Genomic DNA, 16,478 nt, shown 5'->3' on the forward strand with positions numbered 1-16,478 from the left:
CGGCGCCTAGTCGCGCCTAGCGGCGAGACGTGGCGGTCTGCGCGAGTGGCTGCCTGACAGGCTGCCCGAGTGTCTGCATGGGCGGCGCGCTTCTCTTCTGGCCGCGCAGGAACTGCAATTCTTCGTTGAGCCGCGCGACGTCGGCAGCGGCGCTATCGGCCGTTTTCTGTATCGCCGCGCGCGCCGCCGACTCCTGCGCCAAAGCAAGGCGCGCGCGGGCCAGCTCGATCTGCTCTGCGCGCTGATCGTCGGAGGCCGGAGGGCATTGCGTAAGCGGCCTACCGCTGCCGCGCGTCTCGCCGATGACCACGCCCGCTCCGCCGGCGAGCGCACTGAGCGCGCAAACCACCGCCCATACGGCGATGCGAAAACGCAGAGAGCGCACCGGCGCAAGCGTGTAAGCGCGACGCGTCAGAGCGTCGGCATGGCGCGAAAGAGTGGGATCAACCATGAGAAGCAGGGGCGAAAAGCGCGAGATAGGCTGCGGGATCGACGGGCGCGCCGTTGACCAGCACTTCGAAGTGCAGATGCGGACCCGTCGAGCGTCCGGTCGATCCGACGTCCGCAATATATTGGCGCGGCAGCACCAGATCGCCGACATGCACGACGATGCGCGAAGCGTGGCCATAGCGCGTCATGAGTCCGTTCCCATGATCTATTTCGACCGCTTTGCCATAGCCGGACTTCTCGCCCGCGAGCACCACGCGGCCGCCCGCCGCCGCCAGTATCGGCACGCCGGTTCTGGCAACCAGGTCGAGACCCGGATGAAAACTCAGCCGATGCGTGAAGGGATCGACGCGGTTGCCGAACGGCGAACCGAAACGCGCACCGTCGGCGGCCATGCGGCCGGGAAACGCAGCATAGGCCATGGCGTGCGCGGCGGTCTGCCGTTCGAGCGCACGCAGCGTGGCGGCCATGCAATCGATCTGCTCGCCGGTGTCTTTTGCATCCGCGCGCGCACCCAGATGCCGCATGACGCTGCCACACCGGCGCGGCGGCAGAGACGGACCGCCCTCGCCTTCGCTATCGGTTGCGTCGCGATCGCCGCCCGAAGCGGGCGATGCAGGAACCGGCGCGCCCTGCGCAACCGGCGCCGAGCGCGGTGTATTCAGACGCGCTTCGAAGTCCCGCAACGCACCGACTTGCGCGCTGAGACGCGCGATGCGCGGCTCGATCTGCGCCATTGACGCATTGAGCTTACCGAGCTGGTCGATCGCATAATCGCGCTCGATGCGGTTCGCGGTTTGCATTCCAGACGCATCGCGCGCGGACCAGCGCACGCCGACTGCGATACCCGCAACCAGAGCAAGAACCGCGGCCGCACTGGCGGCGCCGAGCGCGCGCGTCAACGCAAAACGGCGGGTGACGAGGCCGACGGAACCGCTAGCGAGCCGCGTGCGTGCGCGTAACACCGACGACATCAGCGCTTCCCCCGCCGTGAAATAAGCACAATGCGCGCATGGCGCCGAGCATTCCGCGCTAGCGTCGTATGTGAAGCGGACATGAAACGGACGAACTCAACTGACTGCATTCGGCATCCACCGGGCAGATGCCGGCGGCGGTAATCGATAGAGGGCGCCGATTATCGCCTTGCCGTCGCAAGAAGCATCTCAAATACGCGGTCCGCGGCGGCTCGCTCCGTTCAGGCCGTCTCCAATGCGGCGAGGCGCTCCACCAGGTTTTCGCTCGCGCGCGTCATCGGCAGGCGAAGTTCGTCGCGTATCAGGCCTTGCGACGCGAGCATCGCTTTCACCGGCGCGGGATTCGGTTCCGCGAACAGCGCGTCGATCAGCGGCGCGAGCGCGTGGAAAATGTGACGCGCTTCCTCCAGCGCGCCGGCCGCGAGCGCGCGATACAGCGCGACGAACCGCTCGGGCTGCACATGCGCGGATGCGGCAATCGCTCCGCTGCCGCCAAGGCACATTGTGTTGAACATCTGCATGTCTTCGCCTGCAAGCACTTGCAAACGACCGTCGCGGATCAGCGCGAGCGTGGTGTCGAGCGAACCCGCGCAATCTTTTACCGCCTGAATGCGCGGATGCGCGGCAAGCGTCATCAGTGTGTCCAGTTCGAGCCGCACACCGGTTCGATACGGAATGTCGTAGAGCACGACTGGCTTTTCGCTCGCATCGGCAAGCGCCGTGAAGTGGCCGACGATGCCCGCCTGCGACGGCCTGATGTAATAAGGCGCGGCCATCAGCACGCCGGCAATCGGCAGCGAATTCAACTGCGCGATGCGCTCGCGCATGCTTTGCGTGTTATTGCCGGATACGCCGACGATCACGGGCAATGCCGGCTTGACATCGGTGCTTGCATCGGCGCGCACGCCGCCCGCTTGCGCCGCGTCGAGGATCGTCGCGAGCACGGCGTCCTGCTCTGCAGCGCTGAGCGCAGCCGGCTCTCCGGTCGTGCCTAACGCGACAATCCCGGCTATGCCCACGTCGGCATAGCGGCGCACGAGCGCGCGCAGCGCGGCGTGATCGACCGCGGCGTCGGCGAAAGGCGTGATGAGCGGAACCCAGATACCCGAAAAAATGGACATGTCTTTCCTCTTACGTCGATGAGCGACCGTATCGATTCCGGCAGCGTGCGAAGGAGAAAGACAGGAAGGACCGCTGAAGCGCTTGATCCGCCGTTCCGTCGCATCTGACGGAACAGCTTGCTCCGGTCAGATGAGCGGCTGTTTTTTGGCTTTAACGCTGAACTCACGGCTCAACTGCCCGCCGTTTTGCGAGGCAACCAGCGAACGGCGCGCGCGTGCATTCCCGACGCTTGCGAAAGCGGACCGGGTTGCGGTCGACGAGCAGAGTCGGAGTATTTGGCGAAGGCGCATGAAGCGCAGTGTAACCGCGCCAGCGGCGGATTGGCAAAGCACGTCTTAAAATTGCAGCGAAACGGAACAGGTTGGGCTAAGCCTCTTTGCGGCGTCATTTGTCGCGACAAACCGGTTGTTGTCAGGCGCTCGGACGGTCTGGTATCCGACTTGACGTTGCAGCAAATTGACATGCGTTCGGGTGCAATAGTCCTGTTTTTGGGCATTACGGTTTCGGGAGTGATTGCGCGGTGCTAATGAGGTTTTGCGGCACAATCCGAATGATGCCGTTCCGCGGACTATCGATATCTGCGATCAGCAGAAACGAGAGAGACACTGTCAAAGGCATGATCACGAGGAAGCGGTTTTTGGCGTTTGCATTTTTGACGCCATAGCCTACTAGCAGATTGCTGAACAGGCCAATGACGATCATTAATATCCATGCGGCCACTGGAATTCGGTTCCACCATGCCGCCTGCGTGTAGCCTTGAGTGTTGATCACATCGTTCATGCCCGCGATGGCAAGGGCGCTAAGCGGGCTCGGCTGTTTAACGGCGCCGGCCTTGGCTGCAGTCCACAGTTTGGCCTGCAGGTCCGCAGTCGCGGTATCGATTTGCTGGACACGTTGAAGGTCGCGGGTCTGGTAAAAGTCGACACGCAATGCGAGATACTGCACGAAGAGCGAACGGACAACGGCCGCCTCGCGGTCGGCCAGCAGGTCAGCGCGGACGAACTCAGTTCCGATCGCGTTGGCTTCTTCCTCTTCGAGGTTTTTTCGCTGGTCATAGCGGCCCACTGCCATGGACAGACTAAATCCAATTACCAGCGCGAGGAGAGTCAGCGTTGCGGACTGAACGATCTTGAAGTCGTCACGCGTGTCTTCGTCGATTTGTATCCGCGAGCGCAGAATGCCGCTACCCAGCCGGGCCGCAATCGACATCAGCGCGAAAGAGATAACAAAGAGGACAAGTGGGTGTCTCACCAGCTGCTGCATGGATCGCTCCTTTGGGATATGTAGTTCGCTTTCGAGGAGTTGGCCGTTTACGCCCCGGATGACGAATTCCGCTTCAATGCCAACCCCGTTGCGGCGCCGCCGGCGGCAGCGCGTGAACAGCAGTTCGTGAACCTCGGGAAACGTGGATCGCCAAACCTTCGACCTGGCGCCACGAACGCCTGCCGGTACTGCGAATTTAGGCCGGCCTGATCACATGCGCCAGTCGGCGTAACCCGCCTGGCAGCGCAGCAGTGGCGTCTAGAATATTCCGAAGTACTTACGCCTCTCGCACTGTCAGTTGTTTCAGGAGTATGGCGATCACGAACCGACATGCATTTCCACCTCATCGCCGAAGCCTGGATTTCGTTCACACGACTTTAATGACATTTTTATGCGTGGGACCCGTGGCTTTTCGTTGTCTTGACACTCGACGTGCTGAAATTGACACCAGGCGATGGTGCTGCAATCGAGGTTGACGATGTTAAAACTGCTCATTCCCGTGCTTTGCCAGGCAGGCGCGGTCGAAGCTGCGCGACACGCTGCGTTTCTGTTTGCCGAGAAATGCGTGGCGCAAGTCGAGTTGATCGAGGTGTTGGAAGAAGTCGGGTATGGCCGCACGGTTGCGTTTCAGTCGCCCTCGGCGTTGCGCCGGCGCGAGAAACTATCAATGCGCGACGCCTTGACGCGAACGTGCGCGGTGCTGGACGACGCAGGCGTACCCTATACGTGGAAGCGCATTTTTGGTCCCCCTGAAAAGACGATTGCAACGTATGCCGCAACCAACGGCGCTGACGTTGTGGTCCTCGATGCAAGTGGTCTTGGATTTTTTCGACGATGGGGAATGCTTGCCAGATTGTGGCGCCTGAGCCCCAAACCCATCACGATGCTGCACTGATAGCTGGCTCAAGCCCGCGGATTATTTTGTTGCCGAGTCGGCTGCACGCGTCGACGCGCCAGCACGCTCGCATCGTGCATCGATGGGTCGTGTCAATCGGACTGGACGATGCTGCGATTAAGGAGCCCTGCTCTGCGACGAAGCGTCGACCGGATAGAGTGCGGCCCATGTGGCCTGGTCCAGCATCCCGCTCGTTGGAAGGGCATGATCGGCCTGGAACCGGACGATTGCCGCCGTTGTTCTCTTTCCGATTACACCGTCGATTGGTCCAGGCTTATAGCCCTGTCTGAAAAGTTGAAGCTGTGCCTCGAAGGAATCTCGATGAACCACGGTTTTCGCCATCTCCTGAGCGGAGCTTTGAACTACGTGTCCATTGGATGCGTCAATCTCGAAGTAAAGGCGGCGTGACCTGGATTCCTGATCCAATGTCACGTTGTACGTCTTTGTGCGTTCCGCCCAGTTCGCTGCGTGCAGCGCGAAATCCGATGCTGGGCGCTTGTACATATCGATCGCCGCACCCACGGTCTTGCTGGCAGCTCCGCGCGCGTCGAGCATTTCTACCGGTTTGTCACTCAGGCAAAAAATGGCGAAAGCGGCAAACAGCAGGAGACCGAGCAACATCGTGATGTGCGACGCGTTTGCTCGCCATATCGCCCGGCCCCGGCTCACTACGTCCGTGTCATCCCTTAGATAATTGACGAGAAACGCATGGCAGGTCGCCGCACTCCAAATGGAAAAGGCGAGGCACGCCCACGAGAGCAGCAAAATCCAGAGGTAAATAGAACCGTTAGGCTTGCCCAGGAGATTGCCAGAGAACGTCGCTGTGAGCGCAAAAATCGCGCTAGAAAGCGTCACGATGCCCTTTGAAAACTCGCTGAGCACTGTCCATGGGCTCGGCGGAGGATCGGGTGCGCCTGGCGATGGTGACGGCGAAGGCGATGACATTGGAGCGTTTTAGTGAAGCCGCTATTTCTTGATCACACAAATGAATTGATCAAGATTGGTTGCCAACCAGTGCACAGTATCGAACGCAGTAATCCCTCTATCCGAGTTCATCTGCTTGAGTATCTGGTACAGAAAAAACGGTACGGCCACCTCGTAAGCTTGCGTCAACCTCTCGACGTTTGCTCCTGGTACTTGCCAACCAGGATGCGGATCCTCAGTGATCAGGCTGATTACCTCAGCCATGAGTTCGGCGGCTTGTGGGCTGACTTGAACGCCGGTGTAGCTCGAAAAATCACTGCATGCTTGCTGGACGCTCTGCAATATCGGAGTAATCATGTGACCATTCCCTCCGCAGGCCGGACAACGGAATCACGCGCAGCGAATCATTTGCAAGGAGCTCGCGCGGCTGCGCCCCCATCGCTGAGGGCATCATACGAAAGCATAGGCATTCGACGTCCGACGTATGTGTGGCACCGCACATTTCAGTCCCACGATAGAGAGTAGGTCCCGCTGGGAATATAGACTAGGGGAAATGACCGCTCCACCCTGAAACCCACCCACGGAAACGCAATGACTCGACCGACCGCAACGGGGTCGACACGAGGCATTCAAGGTCGGGGCTTGCTCCGAACACTCCATGCGTTGATTATGCGGACGACCATCCGTCCGATGGCGCATTAGCGCCACGACGGGCTTTGCTGAAAGTCATGCGGGTTGCGCCGATCATCGATTGACGGCAGCCGGAAGCGCCGCAATGACAGGCGTACTGTGTCCAAACGTCGTCGGTGATCTCGCCATCAATGACAAGACCGTAGTCGATAAACAGTTCATCGCCGACGTTGATCGCCGCGAGCGCATGGATGAGTCCAGTGGCTATGGCTCGGCCGTGGCCGATTGTGGCAGACCGATTCGCAGTTTTGTGCCAGGTGACGACGTGTCCACGCACGCCACTTAACCAATAACTTACCCTTTTCGAACGCGCCTGCACTATATTAGTTGCAGCCCGTTAGGCAAGAGTTCGAAGCGCGCAAGCTCTGGTCTTCAGCGCGCACAACTGGCATGAAGGAGTTGTGCATGAATACGCGCGATGTCAGTGTCGATGATCCCTTGGAGGATTTCTCAACTTTGCAGTTTGAATTTGAGGGTGACAGCAAGAAAGTGTATCTGGCGGGTGCAGGACCTGCGGTTATCGTGATGCCGGAAGTGCCGGGCATTAGTCCTCCTGTCGCCCGTTTTGCCCGTTGGGTCAGGGATGCAGGGTTCCGCGTATATATGCCCTCATTGTTCGGCCGCGATGGGGCAGTGGTTGACGCTGACGAGGGGGCAGCGGTGCTGCAACGCCTCTGTATTAGTGCCGAGTTCAGCGCTATGCAATCCGGGCGCTCAAGCAAGGTGACGCACTGGGTACGCGCGTTGGCTAGACACGCGCACGCTGAGTGCGGCGGGCCGGGCGTTGGTGCGGTCGGCATGTGCTTCACGGGAAATTTCGCGTTGACAATGATGCTTGACTCAGCGCTCATCGCGCCCGTGTTGGCGCAGCCGGCCTTGCCGCTCAACGACCCAGGTGGTTTGGAAATTTCGCCTGAAGAATTGAGCCAGGTGCGTTCCAGACTGGATCGGGAAGGCCTGAAAGTAGTTGGGCTGCGCTTCCGTGACGACCCGCTGTGTACTGCTGCCAGGTTTACTGCCTACCAGAATGCATTGGGCGAGCATTTTGAAGGCATCGTGCTGCCGGACGAGGTGGCGAATAAGGATGTCGCGCCATTCGTGGCCAAGTATGTGCCATCGCCTCATAGCGTACTCACGCAGAATTTGATTGACAAAGAGGGAGAGCCGACCCTCAAAGTCCGCGATCAGGTGCTTGAGTTTTTGAAACAGCGTCTTCAGGCGTGACCCCATATGTGGGCAATGCGCACAGTGCGCTTGCCGAGCATATGGCGCGCGGGATTTCGCAGGCCAACGGGGATATGGCCGCGGAACCGCTGATCGACGCAGAGATCGTCGGTCGCTCGGTGGCGTATATGGCGAACTTGCCTCTTGACGCGAATGCGCTTTTTCACACCGCGATGGCGACGAAAATGCCGTTTGTCGGGAGGGGATGACGCATCACCTCAAGTGATTTCGGATGTAGACGCAATCACGATCGGGAGGTCGGGACGACCGATGGGTCGATGGGTCAGTTCTCGCTGCACTCGGATGAGTACCTGCGGCCATGAAGTGTCATTCGTGCTTCGTGCGATTCTGACATTCAGACGACGGCCTGTCCGGGCGGGCGGCTTTTGCGCTCATGCAATGGTCTCGTCCATCAGTCGTCCACGCATCATCCATAGGTTGCTCAGGGCGAACAGCGTATGCGATTGCTGCGTGTTCTTCATCAGTCCGCGATAGCGCACCTTTAGATGCGAGCGTGCGCGGCGATGAACAAGGCGACGGCCGACCGGCAATAGGACTCGATTTCGTTGTCGTCAATTGCCCTCGCCTCATCGAAGCGTGCGATAAGCAGCAGATCGCATCCTTTGAAGAGCGCGCCAAACAAGCGGGCGGACCGGTGAGCATCGGGTACGTTCAGAATCGCTTTCGCGTGCAACTGACGCAGCACGACCTCGATTTGGGCGATGACATGGGCGGGCCCGGCTTCGTAATGGAGCTTGCTTAACGACTTCTGATTCGTCTTGTCGGCCAAAACCATGGCTTCGACACTGCGGACGTCCGGACTCAATAGCGTGCGAAGCAGCGATGATCCCACCGCCATGAGCTGATCTTCAGCCGAACCGTCGATGCCTTCGGTAAGGGTCTGCGGTGCAAACTGCTGGCAGTGGGCCGCCATGGCCGCGCTGAACAGCGCCTCCTTGTTCTCGAAGTGCCGATAGATGCTGAGCTTGGATATCTTCGCCCGCTGCGCGACTTTGTCCATGGTCGTCGCTTGAAACCCCAATTCCACAAAGAGTTCGCAGGCGGCGTCGACTATCGTTTGGCGAAGCGCCTCGTTGGCGGGCCGGCCGCGCCGGCCCTGGCTGTTTTCGGTCACGGCAATTCCAGTACTTGACAGTATTCAAATTCCCGCACTACGATACCACGCAGTATCTTAAATGTGCAAGCCAAGGGAAGGTTTCACCCGGTTGTCCAAATCAGGTTTCCCCGGGCCGCCCGGCGATATCGAATGCGCCATTGTCCAACCGGTCAACACAGTGATGGGCGACTTTCTCGCCGATGCCGAAGCCCTGCCCGCCGGCCGTCTCGAGCGCGTATCGCCGGACGATATTGCACACCACGCCCAGCCCACCCTCCATCCACAACACGGAGCCCATCACCATGGATGACGTCATCATCATCGGCGGCAGCTTCGCCGGCCTCGCCGCCGCCCTGCAGCTCGGCCGTGCCCGCCGCAAGGTCATCGTTCTCGATACTGGCCGGCCGCGCAACCCCTTTGCCGGCCACTCGCATGGTCTGCTCGGCCACGATCACAAGCCGCCGCTGGACATCCTGGTCGAGGCGCGGCAGCAACTGGCGCGCTATCCAACGATCAGCCTCGTCAATGCCCGGGCCGAGAGCGTGTCTGGCGCCATCGACGATTTCTGCGTCGTTACTGACGATCACGAAAGCCTGAAAGCGCGCCGCCTGATCCTGAGCTATGGCGTCGCCGACCAGATGCCTGATGTTCCGGGCTTTGCCGAAAGCTGGGGTACGTCCATCGTGCCCTGCCCCTATTGCGACGGCTTTGAAGTCGCCGGCCAGCATTGGGGCCTCGTCTGGTCCGGCCCGCAGTCGCACCAGTCTGCCCGGCTGTTCCGCGATTGGACGGACAAGTTGACCGTCTTCGCCGATGGTCATGACATTGCGCCCGATATCCAGGCCGATCTGGCGCGCCGCAACATACCTGTCGTCGATGGCCGGATCGCCGAGATCGCCCATCACAACGGCCATATCACCACCGTCAATCTCGATATCCGCCGCAATGTCGCGGTCGACATCCTGTTCGCCCAGCCGCGCAACAAGCCGTCCGCGAGCCTGCATGAATCGCTGGGCCTCGCCACCGTCGATACGCCCACCGGCATCGTCCTCAAGGTCGACGAGCGCCGCCAAACCAGCATGCCCGGCATTTACGCCGCCGGCGACCTCGCCACGCCCTTCTTGCCCTCGGTCACCCAGGCATCATCGCAGGGCGCAATGGCTGGCATCTTCGCCCAGCAGTCAATGGTGGTTTGAGAGCACAGATTCCCTTCTCCTTTTGCGTCGTCGCCTTCGAAAAGGTTGGCGTAGATCGGCGCGGTGAAGGACGTATCGTCGAGTCAAGGAGATGACATGGCAAAGCAAAGTGCCGAGCAGGTGGGTGACTGGAATGGTCAAAGCGGGGAGCGCTGGGTCGCCAACCAGGCCCGGCTCGACGCTCTGGTGGCGGTGTTCGGCCAGGCCGCGATAGAAGCCGCCGCGCCCGCGACGGGTGAGCGCGTGCTGGACATCGGCTGCGGCGCGGGCGCGTCGAGTCTGGCTCTGGCCACCCGCGTCGGCGCGGGGGGCCAAGTACTGGGCGTGGACATATCCGAACCGCTGATCGACCGAGCGCGCGCGCTTGCGCGACACGATACGCCGGCCCTGTTTCAGGTGGCTGACGCCAGCAGCGCAGAGCTGCCCGAGGGCGCGTTCGACATCCTGTTCTCGCGTTTCGGGGTGATGTTCTTCGACGATCCGACAGCAGCGTTCGCCCACATGCGACGCGCGCTCCGGCCGGGCGGGCGGGTCGCTTTCGTCTGTTGGCGCGGCGCGGCCGAGAACGATTGGATGCGCCTGCCGGTGGGCGCGCTCAAGGGCATCGTCCCGCCGAGTGCGCTGCCCGATCCCGAAGCGCCCGGCCCGTTTTCGTTCGGTGACCGGGAGCGCGTGGCACGCATCCTAACGGCGGCTGGTTTCACCGAAATCGTTATCTCGCCCTTCGACGCGGCCGTCCCGTTCGGCGAGGGCGAAACGCGGGACGCTGCGATCGACGACGCAGTAAGGATGACGCTTGAGGTCGGCCCGCTGTCGCGTGCGCTCGCTGGTCAGCCCGACGACATCCGCGCCCGTGCCTCCGCCGCAATTCGTGCCGCCTTCGCGAGCCTCCCCGGCGAGGGGGCGGTGATGATCAACGGCGCGGCGTGGGTCGTCATGGCGCGAAATCCGGCAAGCTGACAGGGATTAAGAGGGGAGACGAGCCTCCTCATGATCCTCATTGCGATGTTTGGACGTGTTGTCCAAGGGTATGGCACAAAAGGCACGCTGCGGAGAGGCCTGCTTATCGCGATCCTGCCGGTGACCGTTGCACTTTCTCTGGCGCTCATCTCCGAGATTGACAGCCCGGGAGGCAGCATCATTCATGTAGAGCAACAGAATCTGTCGCGACTGCCTCAGTCCTTGCAGAAGTAACATGAATCATCCAGACGATGACGCCTGGTGACTCCTTCTTGTTCGTCACCGGCCGCTCATTCAACGCGGTGTCGACATCGGCATAGGGTCGTGAAGAGCCGGTCGCCCACCCAACGGTCACGCCATAGCGGCTGGCGTTGCTCGCTGTCGCTGCCAATTCCCGGTAGTCCGCGCACTTCCACCCCTTGCTGGCTAACGAACCGCGCGCTAGTCCAACCAATCCCGCTTACCGACAAAATGGCTTGACTTCTACGACAAGCGAACTAATATACGCACCGCGTATATCCGACGCAGCCATTTTCCGACAGGTGCCTTCATGAGCGTCCCGCAACAAGCCTTTCTCCGCGACGCCATGCGCCGCCTGAACATGACCCGCGAGACCTTCGCGGGCCGCATCGGCGTCTCCCGCCGGGCGCTCGATACGTGGTTGTTGCCCGACGACTCGCAGGAATCGCGGGCAATGCCGGAGATCGTCGAGCGGTTCGTGTCGGAAATCGTCGTGCACGGCGAGCCGGGCGAAAGATATACGCAAAGCGTAGACTCGCAGTCGCTCGCGAGCCAGATGCTGTGGGAAGGCAAGCCACAGTTGCTGTCGGTCGACCAGTTCTCGCGCGACTCGGTGGAGGCGTTGTTTCGCGTCGCGGACATCATGCAACCCATCGCACGGCGCCGCAAAATCTCGCGCGTGCTCGAAGGCGCGGTCCTCGGCAATCTTTTCTTCGAGGCAAGTACGCGCACTCGCGTGAGTTTCGGCGCGGCATTCTGCCGGCTCGGCGGTTCGGTGTGCGACACCACCGGCTTCACGTTTTCTTCCATGGCAAAGGGCGAGTCGATCTACGACACGAGCCGCGTGATGAGCGGCTACGTCGACGCACTCGTGATCCGTCATCCCGAGCAAGGCTCGGTGGCCGAATTTGCGCGCGCGACCAATGTGCCCGTGATCAACGGTGGCGACGGCCCCGGCGAACATCCGAGCCAGGCGTTGCTCGACCTTTACACCATTCAGCGCGAGTTTTCGCGGCTCGGCAAGATCGTCGACGGGGCGCATATCGCGCTCGTCGGCGACCTCAAATACGGGCGCACCGTGCATTCGCTGGTCAAGCTGCTGGCTCTATATCGCGGCATCAAGTTCACGCTGATTTCGCCGCCCATGCTGGAAATGCCAGGCTACATCATCGAGCAGATTTCGCGTAACGGGCATGTGATCGAGCAGACTCACGACCTGCCGACCGGACTGCGCGGCGCCGACGTGGTGTACGCCACGCGCATTCAAAAAGAGCGCTTCACCGACGAATCGTTCGAAGGCTACACGCCCGACTTCCAGATCAATCAGGCGTTGGTGGACAGCGTGTGTGGCAGCGATACGCTCATCATGCACCCGCTCCCGCGCGACAGCCGGCCGGGCGCGAACGATCTGAGCGTCGATCTCAATCACGACTCGCGGCTCGCCATTTTCCGGCAAACCGATAACGGCATTCCAGTGCGGATGGCGATCTTTGCGGCGCTGCTCGGCGTCGAAAAACTGGTGCAACATTCCATGCGCGACGCTGCATGGCGTCCGCCCGCATACCTCGGCCCCGATGATGCAGTGTTTCACGGCATCGATTGAAGCAACCCGCAGATTAGTTCGGGTACCGAATCAAAATCGAATCCAAGCAAACACGCGGCATGAAGCATGCGCGTCAGGCTACCGCGCTGCCGCCGTTGCGCCTGAAGGTAGTTGCAAAGAACTGCACCTGATACTGCACCGCGTTGGCCCAGTACTTCCACGTATGGCCGCCCGGCCGCTCCGCATAATGATGCGGCACGCCCAGTTCGATGAGCCGCGCATGCAGCATCCGGTTCGACTGCACGAGTGAATCGTTCATTCCGCAGTCGATCATCAGCGCAATGTGCGCGCTCGCAAAGCTGTGCGCATGCTCGACGATAGGCTCATCGTTCCAGAAGTCCGCGTGCCTCGCAGGATCGCCGAACACCTGGTCGATGCCCGGTTCGTCCTCGCAACCGCGCGGATCGACCGCGCCGCTCATGCTTCCCGCCGCCCCGAATTCATCTGGCCGATCCAGCGCAATGTGAAGCGCGCCGAACCCGCCCATGCTCAAGCCGGTGATCGCGCGCCCTTCTTTCGTTGCAATGGTGCGGAAATGCATGTCGATGTACGCCACGACCTCAGTGCCGACGTAAGTCGTGTAACGGCTGCGCGAGTCGACCGGACTGTCGATATACCAGCTTTCGCGGCCGCCATCGGGCATCACGAGTATCACGTGGTAACGGTCGGCGAGTTTGCCGATGGGCGAATTGGCGGTCCAGTCGGTGTAGTCGCCGCCCGAGCCGTGCAGCAGATAGACGACCGGAAAGCGGTCAGCCGCGTTGCCGCGCGCATAGCTGTCGGGCAGTACGACTGTCGCTGCCAGCGACTTGTGCATGGCCGCGCTCGGAATCGTCACGACATGGGACTGAAAGGCCCATGCCGGAGCGGCGACAAGCATCATCACGATCAGCCAGCAAAGACGCGCCTTACTCATGTTGTCGCTCTCCCTTTCTATGTGTCCGGGAACCCAGCGGGCGTACCAACGACGCAAGCCATACGGGGCGGCAATATCCAGCGACGACTCTAGCAACGGCGACTTACAGCCAAATTTCAGTCAACCCTAAGATTGGTATCACGCGATGCGCAGCGCATGCTTTCGAACATGCGCGCGCAATGCAACTATTTGACGTGGACACCGAAGCCCTCGCGACCGGGTGCAATGTCGTCCTTCAACGTAAGCTCCGGAATCCGATAATCGCCGCCGTTCTGCGCGCGGAAGGGTATCGGCGCCGTGTTCCAGAGATTGTCGAGGCGCTCGCCGAGCGCGTTGCGCACTTCGACATATTTCTCTTCGTCGATGCGGCTCGTGCGATGGACCACGAACGGCGGCAGCACATCGAAGCCGGGGTAATACAGTACGCCGTGCTGGATCGGGAACAACACGTCGTCGATCGGACCGTTGATGCCGCGCGGACTATAGTGCGATTCCCATCCGCCCGTCGTGACTACGAGCATGGCGCGTTTCCCGGCGAAGTTTCCCTCGCCGTAGCGGTCGCCCCAGCGCGCGTCCGAGTGCTCGCCGACGCCGTATGCCAAGCCGTACGCGTAGACCCGCTCTACCCAGCCCTTCATGATCGCGGGCATTGAAAACCACCACAGCGGAAATTGCAGAATCACCGCGTCCGCCCATTTGAGCTTTGCCTGCTCCGCTGCGATGTCCGCGCTTTGCAGTCCATTTTCGAACGCGTATTTCGACGCGCGTGAAGGATCGAAGCGATCGCCAGTTGCGTGAGCGAGGCTATCGCCTGCATCCAGCGTCGCCTTCCAGTTCATCGCATACAGATCGGAAACCTGGACCGCGTGCCCCGCATCGCGCAGGCGCTCGACGGAAAATTCCTTCAGCGATCCATTCAACGACCGTGGCTCTGGATGAGCATAAACAATGAGAACGTTCATTTGCGCTTGCCTCTTTCATCTCTGGAAGAACACACGATAGGCGTCGCCGCGGTATATTAGAAATGAATTGCTGATATGACAGGTATTACCTTGAATAATCTCCGCAAACTGGACCTGAACCTTCTCGTTACGCTCGACGTTTTGCTGGCTGAGCTGAACGTGACGCGCGCGGCTGAGCGGCTGAATTTTTCGCAACCTTCCGTGAGCGTGCATCTGGCCAAGCTTCGCGATCTGCTGGGCGATCCCTTGCTGCTGCCCGGTCCGCGCGGCATGCGTGCGACGGCCCGTGCCGAAGCGCTGCGCGAGCCGTTGCGGCAAGCGCTCGAGGCACTCGAGCAAGCCGTGGCGCCGGCGCGTCCGTTCGACCCGGCGCAGGCTGCGCACACGTGGCGCGTTGCCGCGACGGACTATGCGGAATCGACCATCATCTTGCCGGCGTTGCCGGGCCTGCGCGCGGCGGCGCCCGGCACACGGCTCGCCATAGTCGAAGCGGCGCCGCCCCGCATCGCAAGGCAGGCCGAACAGGGCGAGATCGACCTCGGCTTTCACACGAGCGAAGGAGCGCCTGCAGGCTTACGAGGAAGAGTGCTGTTCGCCGAGCGCTACGTGCTTGCCGGCCGCGCCGGTCACCCGCGCCTGAAACGGCGGCCGACACTCGCGCAATTCTCGAAGTTCGAGCACGTAATCGTGTCGCCCGACGGCGGCGGATTCGCCGGCGCGACCGACGAAGCCCTCGCCAAAGCCGGCCTCTCGCGCAGAGTCGTGCTCTCGGTACCGCACTTTCTCTTCATGATTTCCGCGCTTGCCAACACTGACCTCGTGGCGATGGTGCCCGAGCGGCTAGTCCGCGACAACGCCGCACTATGCGTGGTCCAGCCGCCCGTCGAGGTGCCGGGCTACGAAATGGCGATGCTGTGGCACGAACGGTCGCATCGGGACCCGGCTCACCAGTGGTTGCGAGCGCATATCGCGGATTCCGTTTGAAGGGCCGTGGCGTTAACACGTGGCATTAACACAGTGGCGCTTAACCGTTGGCGCGGCCAATCGCATCCAGTTTCGCGAGGATTTCGTCGTTCAACTCGATCTGCGCGGCGTGCAGATTTTCGCGCAAATGCCCGACGGACGACGTGCCCGGAATCAGCAGGATATTGGGCGCGCGCTGCAGCAGCCATGCGAGCGCCACTTGCATCGGCGTCGCGCCGATCGTTGCCGCGATATCGGTCAGCGCAGACGACTGAATCGGCGTAAAGCCGCCCAAAGGAAAGAACGGTACATAAGCAATGCCCTTGGCCGCCAGTTCGTCGATCAGCGCGTCGTCGGCGCGGTGCACCAGGTTGTAGTGGTTCTGCACGCAGACGATCTTTACGATGCGCTGGGCTTCGGCAATCTGCGTCGGGGTCGCGTTGCTCAGGCCGATATGGCGGATCAGTCCGCGCTGTTGAAGTGCGGCGAGCGCGGTGATCTGCTTTTCGACCGATCCTTCGCTCGGCGCGTGCACGTCGCCCATCATCCGCATATTCACCACTTCGAGCGCGTCGAGCCCGAGGTTGCGCAGATTGTCGTGTACGCCGCGCTCGAGATCCTCGGGCTCCTGCGCCGCCAGCCAACCGCCGTCGCCGTCCCGTACCGCGCCGAGCTTCGTGACGATCACGAGATCGTCGGCATACGGATGCAGCGCCTCGCGAATCAGCTGGTTGGTGATATGCGGGCCGTAAAAATCGCTGGTGTCGATGTGATTGACGCCGCTAGCCACCGCTTCACGCAGCACGGCGATCGCGGCGTCGCGGTCTTTCGGCGGCCCGAACACGCCGGGTCCGGCGAGCTGCATCGCGCCATAGCCCATGCGCCGCACCTCGCGGCCGCCGAGCAAAAATGTCTTTGTCATATCGAGGTTTGTCATGGTGCTCTCCTGTCTTTGTAGGTGAGCCCAGTATGGCGGGGATTG

The 16,478-nt window shown here is 61.3% G+C and carries 18 protein-coding genes and 4 pseudogenes; 10 read left to right on the forward strand and 12 right to left on the reverse strand.

The features are described from left to right. Window positions 1–16 precede the first annotated feature (16 nt). From OH764_RS28575 to OH764_RS28590, 4 genes are all read right to left on the reverse strand, one after another. Window positions 17–451, reverse strand: coding sequence for a hypothetical protein (locus OH764_RS28575; RefSeq protein ID WP_498849447.1), 435 nt, complete (start codon window positions 449–451; stop codon window positions 17–19). Beyond that, window positions 444–1,421: a M23 family metallopeptidase gene (locus tag OH764_RS28580; protein ID WP_498849448.1), complete on the reverse strand. Its 978-nt coding sequence runs from the start codon at window positions 1,419–1,421 to the stop codon at window positions 444–446. Before OH764_RS28580 ends, OH764_RS28575 begins: the two co-directional genes overlap by 8 nt. Window positions 1,422–1,642: 221 nt before the next feature. Continuing rightward, window positions 1,643–2,542, reverse strand: coding sequence for a 4-hydroxy-tetrahydrodipicolinate synthase family protein (dapA, locus tag OH764_RS28585; protein ID WP_498849449.1), 900 nt, complete (start codon window positions 2,540–2,542; stop codon window positions 1,643–1,645). Window positions 2,543–3,038: 496 nt separating this feature from the next. Next, window positions 3,039–3,806 (reverse strand): bestrophin-like domain, encoded by a 768-nt coding sequence (locus tag OH764_RS28590; RefSeq protein WP_498849450.1) that lies wholly within the window; start codon window positions 3,804–3,806, stop codon window positions 3,039–3,041. 478 nt (window positions 3,807–4,284) lie between these two features. On the opposite strand from OH764_RS28590, the gene OH764_RS28595 reads away from it, so the two are divergent. Further along, window positions 4,285–4,701: a universal stress protein gene (locus tag OH764_RS28595; protein ID WP_498849451.1), complete on the forward strand. Its 417-nt coding sequence runs from the start codon at window positions 4,285–4,287 to the stop codon at window positions 4,699–4,701. Between the two features lie 26 nt (window positions 4,702–4,727). After that, window positions 4,728–4,817 (forward strand): annotated as a pseudogene (locus OH764_RS28600) (integrase); the annotation flags it as partial. 1 nt (window position 4,818) lies between these two features. Here OH764_RS28600 and OH764_RS28605 read toward each other — a convergent pair. Then, window positions 4,819–5,583 (reverse strand): peptidoglycan-binding domain-containing protein, encoded by a 765-nt coding sequence (locus tag OH764_RS28605; protein WP_498849452.1) that lies wholly within the window; start codon window positions 5,581–5,583, stop codon window positions 4,819–4,821. An 84-nt stretch (window positions 5,584–5,667) separates the two neighbouring features. Then, window positions 5,668–5,982, reverse strand: a complete 315-nt coding sequence (locus tag OH764_RS28610) for a hypothetical protein (protein WP_498849453.1) — start codon at window positions 5,980–5,982, stop codon at window positions 5,668–5,670. Window positions 5,983–6,400: 418 nt separating this feature from the next. Between OH764_RS28610 and OH764_RS28615 the strand changes: the two genes are divergently transcribed. The 3 genes and pseudogenes from OH764_RS28615 to OH764_RS28625 form a co-directional block, all read left to right on the forward strand. Continuing rightward, window positions 6,401–6,601 carry a hypothetical protein gene (locus OH764_RS28615; RefSeq protein ID WP_498849225.1) on the forward strand — a complete coding sequence of 67 codons (201 nt, stop codon included), beginning with the start codon at window positions 6,401–6,403 and terminating at the stop codon, window positions 6,599–6,601. Window positions 6,602–6,720: 119 nt separating this feature from the next. Continuing rightward, complete coding sequence (locus tag OH764_RS28620; RefSeq protein WP_498849454.1) at window positions 6,721–7,539, forward strand: dienelactone hydrolase family protein; 819 nt, start codon at window positions 6,721–6,723, stop codon at window positions 7,537–7,539. Between the two features lie 8 nt (window positions 7,540–7,547). Next, a pseudogene (locus tag OH764_RS28625) lies at window positions 7,548–7,748 on the forward strand (3-oxoacyl-ACP reductase); the annotation flags it as partial. A 183-nt stretch (window positions 7,749–7,931) separates the two neighbouring features. Here the strand turns inward: OH764_RS28625 and OH764_RS28630 are convergent. The 3 genes and pseudogenes from OH764_RS28630 to OH764_RS28640 form a co-directional block, all read right to left on the reverse strand. Then, window positions 7,932–8,051: pseudogene (locus OH764_RS28630) on the reverse strand (IS5/IS1182 family transposase); the annotation flags it as partial. Beyond that, window positions 8,042–8,674 (reverse strand): TetR/AcrR family transcriptional regulator, encoded by a 633-nt coding sequence (locus tag OH764_RS28635; RefSeq protein WP_498849455.1) that lies wholly within the window; start codon window positions 8,672–8,674, stop codon window positions 8,042–8,044. The gene OH764_RS28635 and the pseudogene OH764_RS28630, both read right to left, overlap by 10 nt. A 100-nt stretch (window positions 8,675–8,774) precedes the next feature. Continuing rightward, window positions 8,775–8,960: a hypothetical protein gene (locus OH764_RS28640; protein ID WP_498849456.1), complete on the reverse strand. Its 186-nt coding sequence runs from the start codon at window positions 8,958–8,960 to the stop codon at window positions 8,775–8,777. Between OH764_RS28640 and OH764_RS28645 the strand changes: the two genes are divergently transcribed. The 4 genes and pseudogenes from OH764_RS28645 to OH764_RS28660 all read left to right on the forward strand — a co-directional run bounded on the left by OH764_RS28645 (window position 8,959) and on the right by OH764_RS28660 (window position 12,655). Then, complete coding sequence (locus tag OH764_RS28645) at window positions 8,959–9,852, forward strand: NAD(P)/FAD-dependent oxidoreductase (RefSeq protein ID WP_498849457.1); 894 nt, start codon at window positions 8,959–8,961, stop codon at window positions 9,850–9,852. The genes OH764_RS28640 and OH764_RS28645 overlap by 2 nt on opposite strands. Before the next feature lie 96 nt (window positions 9,853–9,948). After that, a complete protein-coding gene (locus OH764_RS28650) occupies window positions 9,949–10,812 on the forward strand; it encodes a class I SAM-dependent methyltransferase (RefSeq protein WP_498849458.1) in 864 nt (287 codons plus the stop codon). A gap of 27 nt (window positions 10,813–10,839) precedes the next feature. After that, a pseudogene (locus OH764_RS28655) lies at window positions 10,840–11,046 on the forward strand (bestrophin-like domain); the annotation flags it as partial. Window positions 11,047–11,362: 316 nt separating this feature from the next. Beyond that, window positions 11,363–12,655, forward strand: a complete 1,293-nt coding sequence (locus OH764_RS28660) for an aspartate carbamoyltransferase (RefSeq protein ID WP_498849459.1) — start codon at window positions 11,363–11,365, stop codon at window positions 12,653–12,655. Between the two features lie 73 nt (window positions 12,656–12,728). Here the strand turns inward: OH764_RS28660 and OH764_RS28665 are convergent, their stop codons facing one another. Both OH764_RS28665 and OH764_RS28670 read right to left on the reverse strand, forming a co-directional pair. Then, a complete protein-coding gene (locus OH764_RS28665; protein WP_498849460.1) occupies window positions 12,729–13,571 on the reverse strand; it encodes an alpha/beta hydrolase in 843 nt (280 codons plus the stop codon). Between the two features lie 185 nt (window positions 13,572–13,756). Next, window positions 13,757–14,533, reverse strand: coding sequence for an NAD(P)H-dependent oxidoreductase (locus OH764_RS28670; RefSeq protein WP_498849461.1), 777 nt, complete (start codon window positions 14,531–14,533; stop codon window positions 13,757–13,759). A 75-nt stretch (window positions 14,534–14,608) separates the two neighbouring features. Between OH764_RS28670 and OH764_RS28675 the strand changes: the two genes are divergently transcribed. Beyond that, entirely contained in the window at window positions 14,609–15,517 is a 909-nt protein-coding gene (locus tag OH764_RS28675) for a LysR family transcriptional regulator (protein WP_498849462.1), read from the forward strand. 40 nt (window positions 15,518–15,557) lie between these two features. On the opposite strand, the gene OH764_RS28680 is transcribed toward OH764_RS28675, so the two are convergent. Further along, window positions 15,558–16,433 carry an aldo/keto reductase family oxidoreductase gene (locus OH764_RS28680; RefSeq protein WP_498849463.1) on the reverse strand — a complete coding sequence of 292 codons (876 nt, stop codon included), beginning with the start codon at window positions 16,431–16,433 and terminating at the stop codon, window positions 15,558–15,560. Window positions 16,434–16,478: the final 45 nt, after the last annotated feature.

Source organism: Burkholderia sp. M6-3 (genome assembly GCF_050858985.1).
Lineage (GTDB): Bacteria > Pseudomonadota > Gammaproteobacteria > Burkholderiales > Burkholderiaceae > Paraburkholderia > Paraburkholderia caledonica.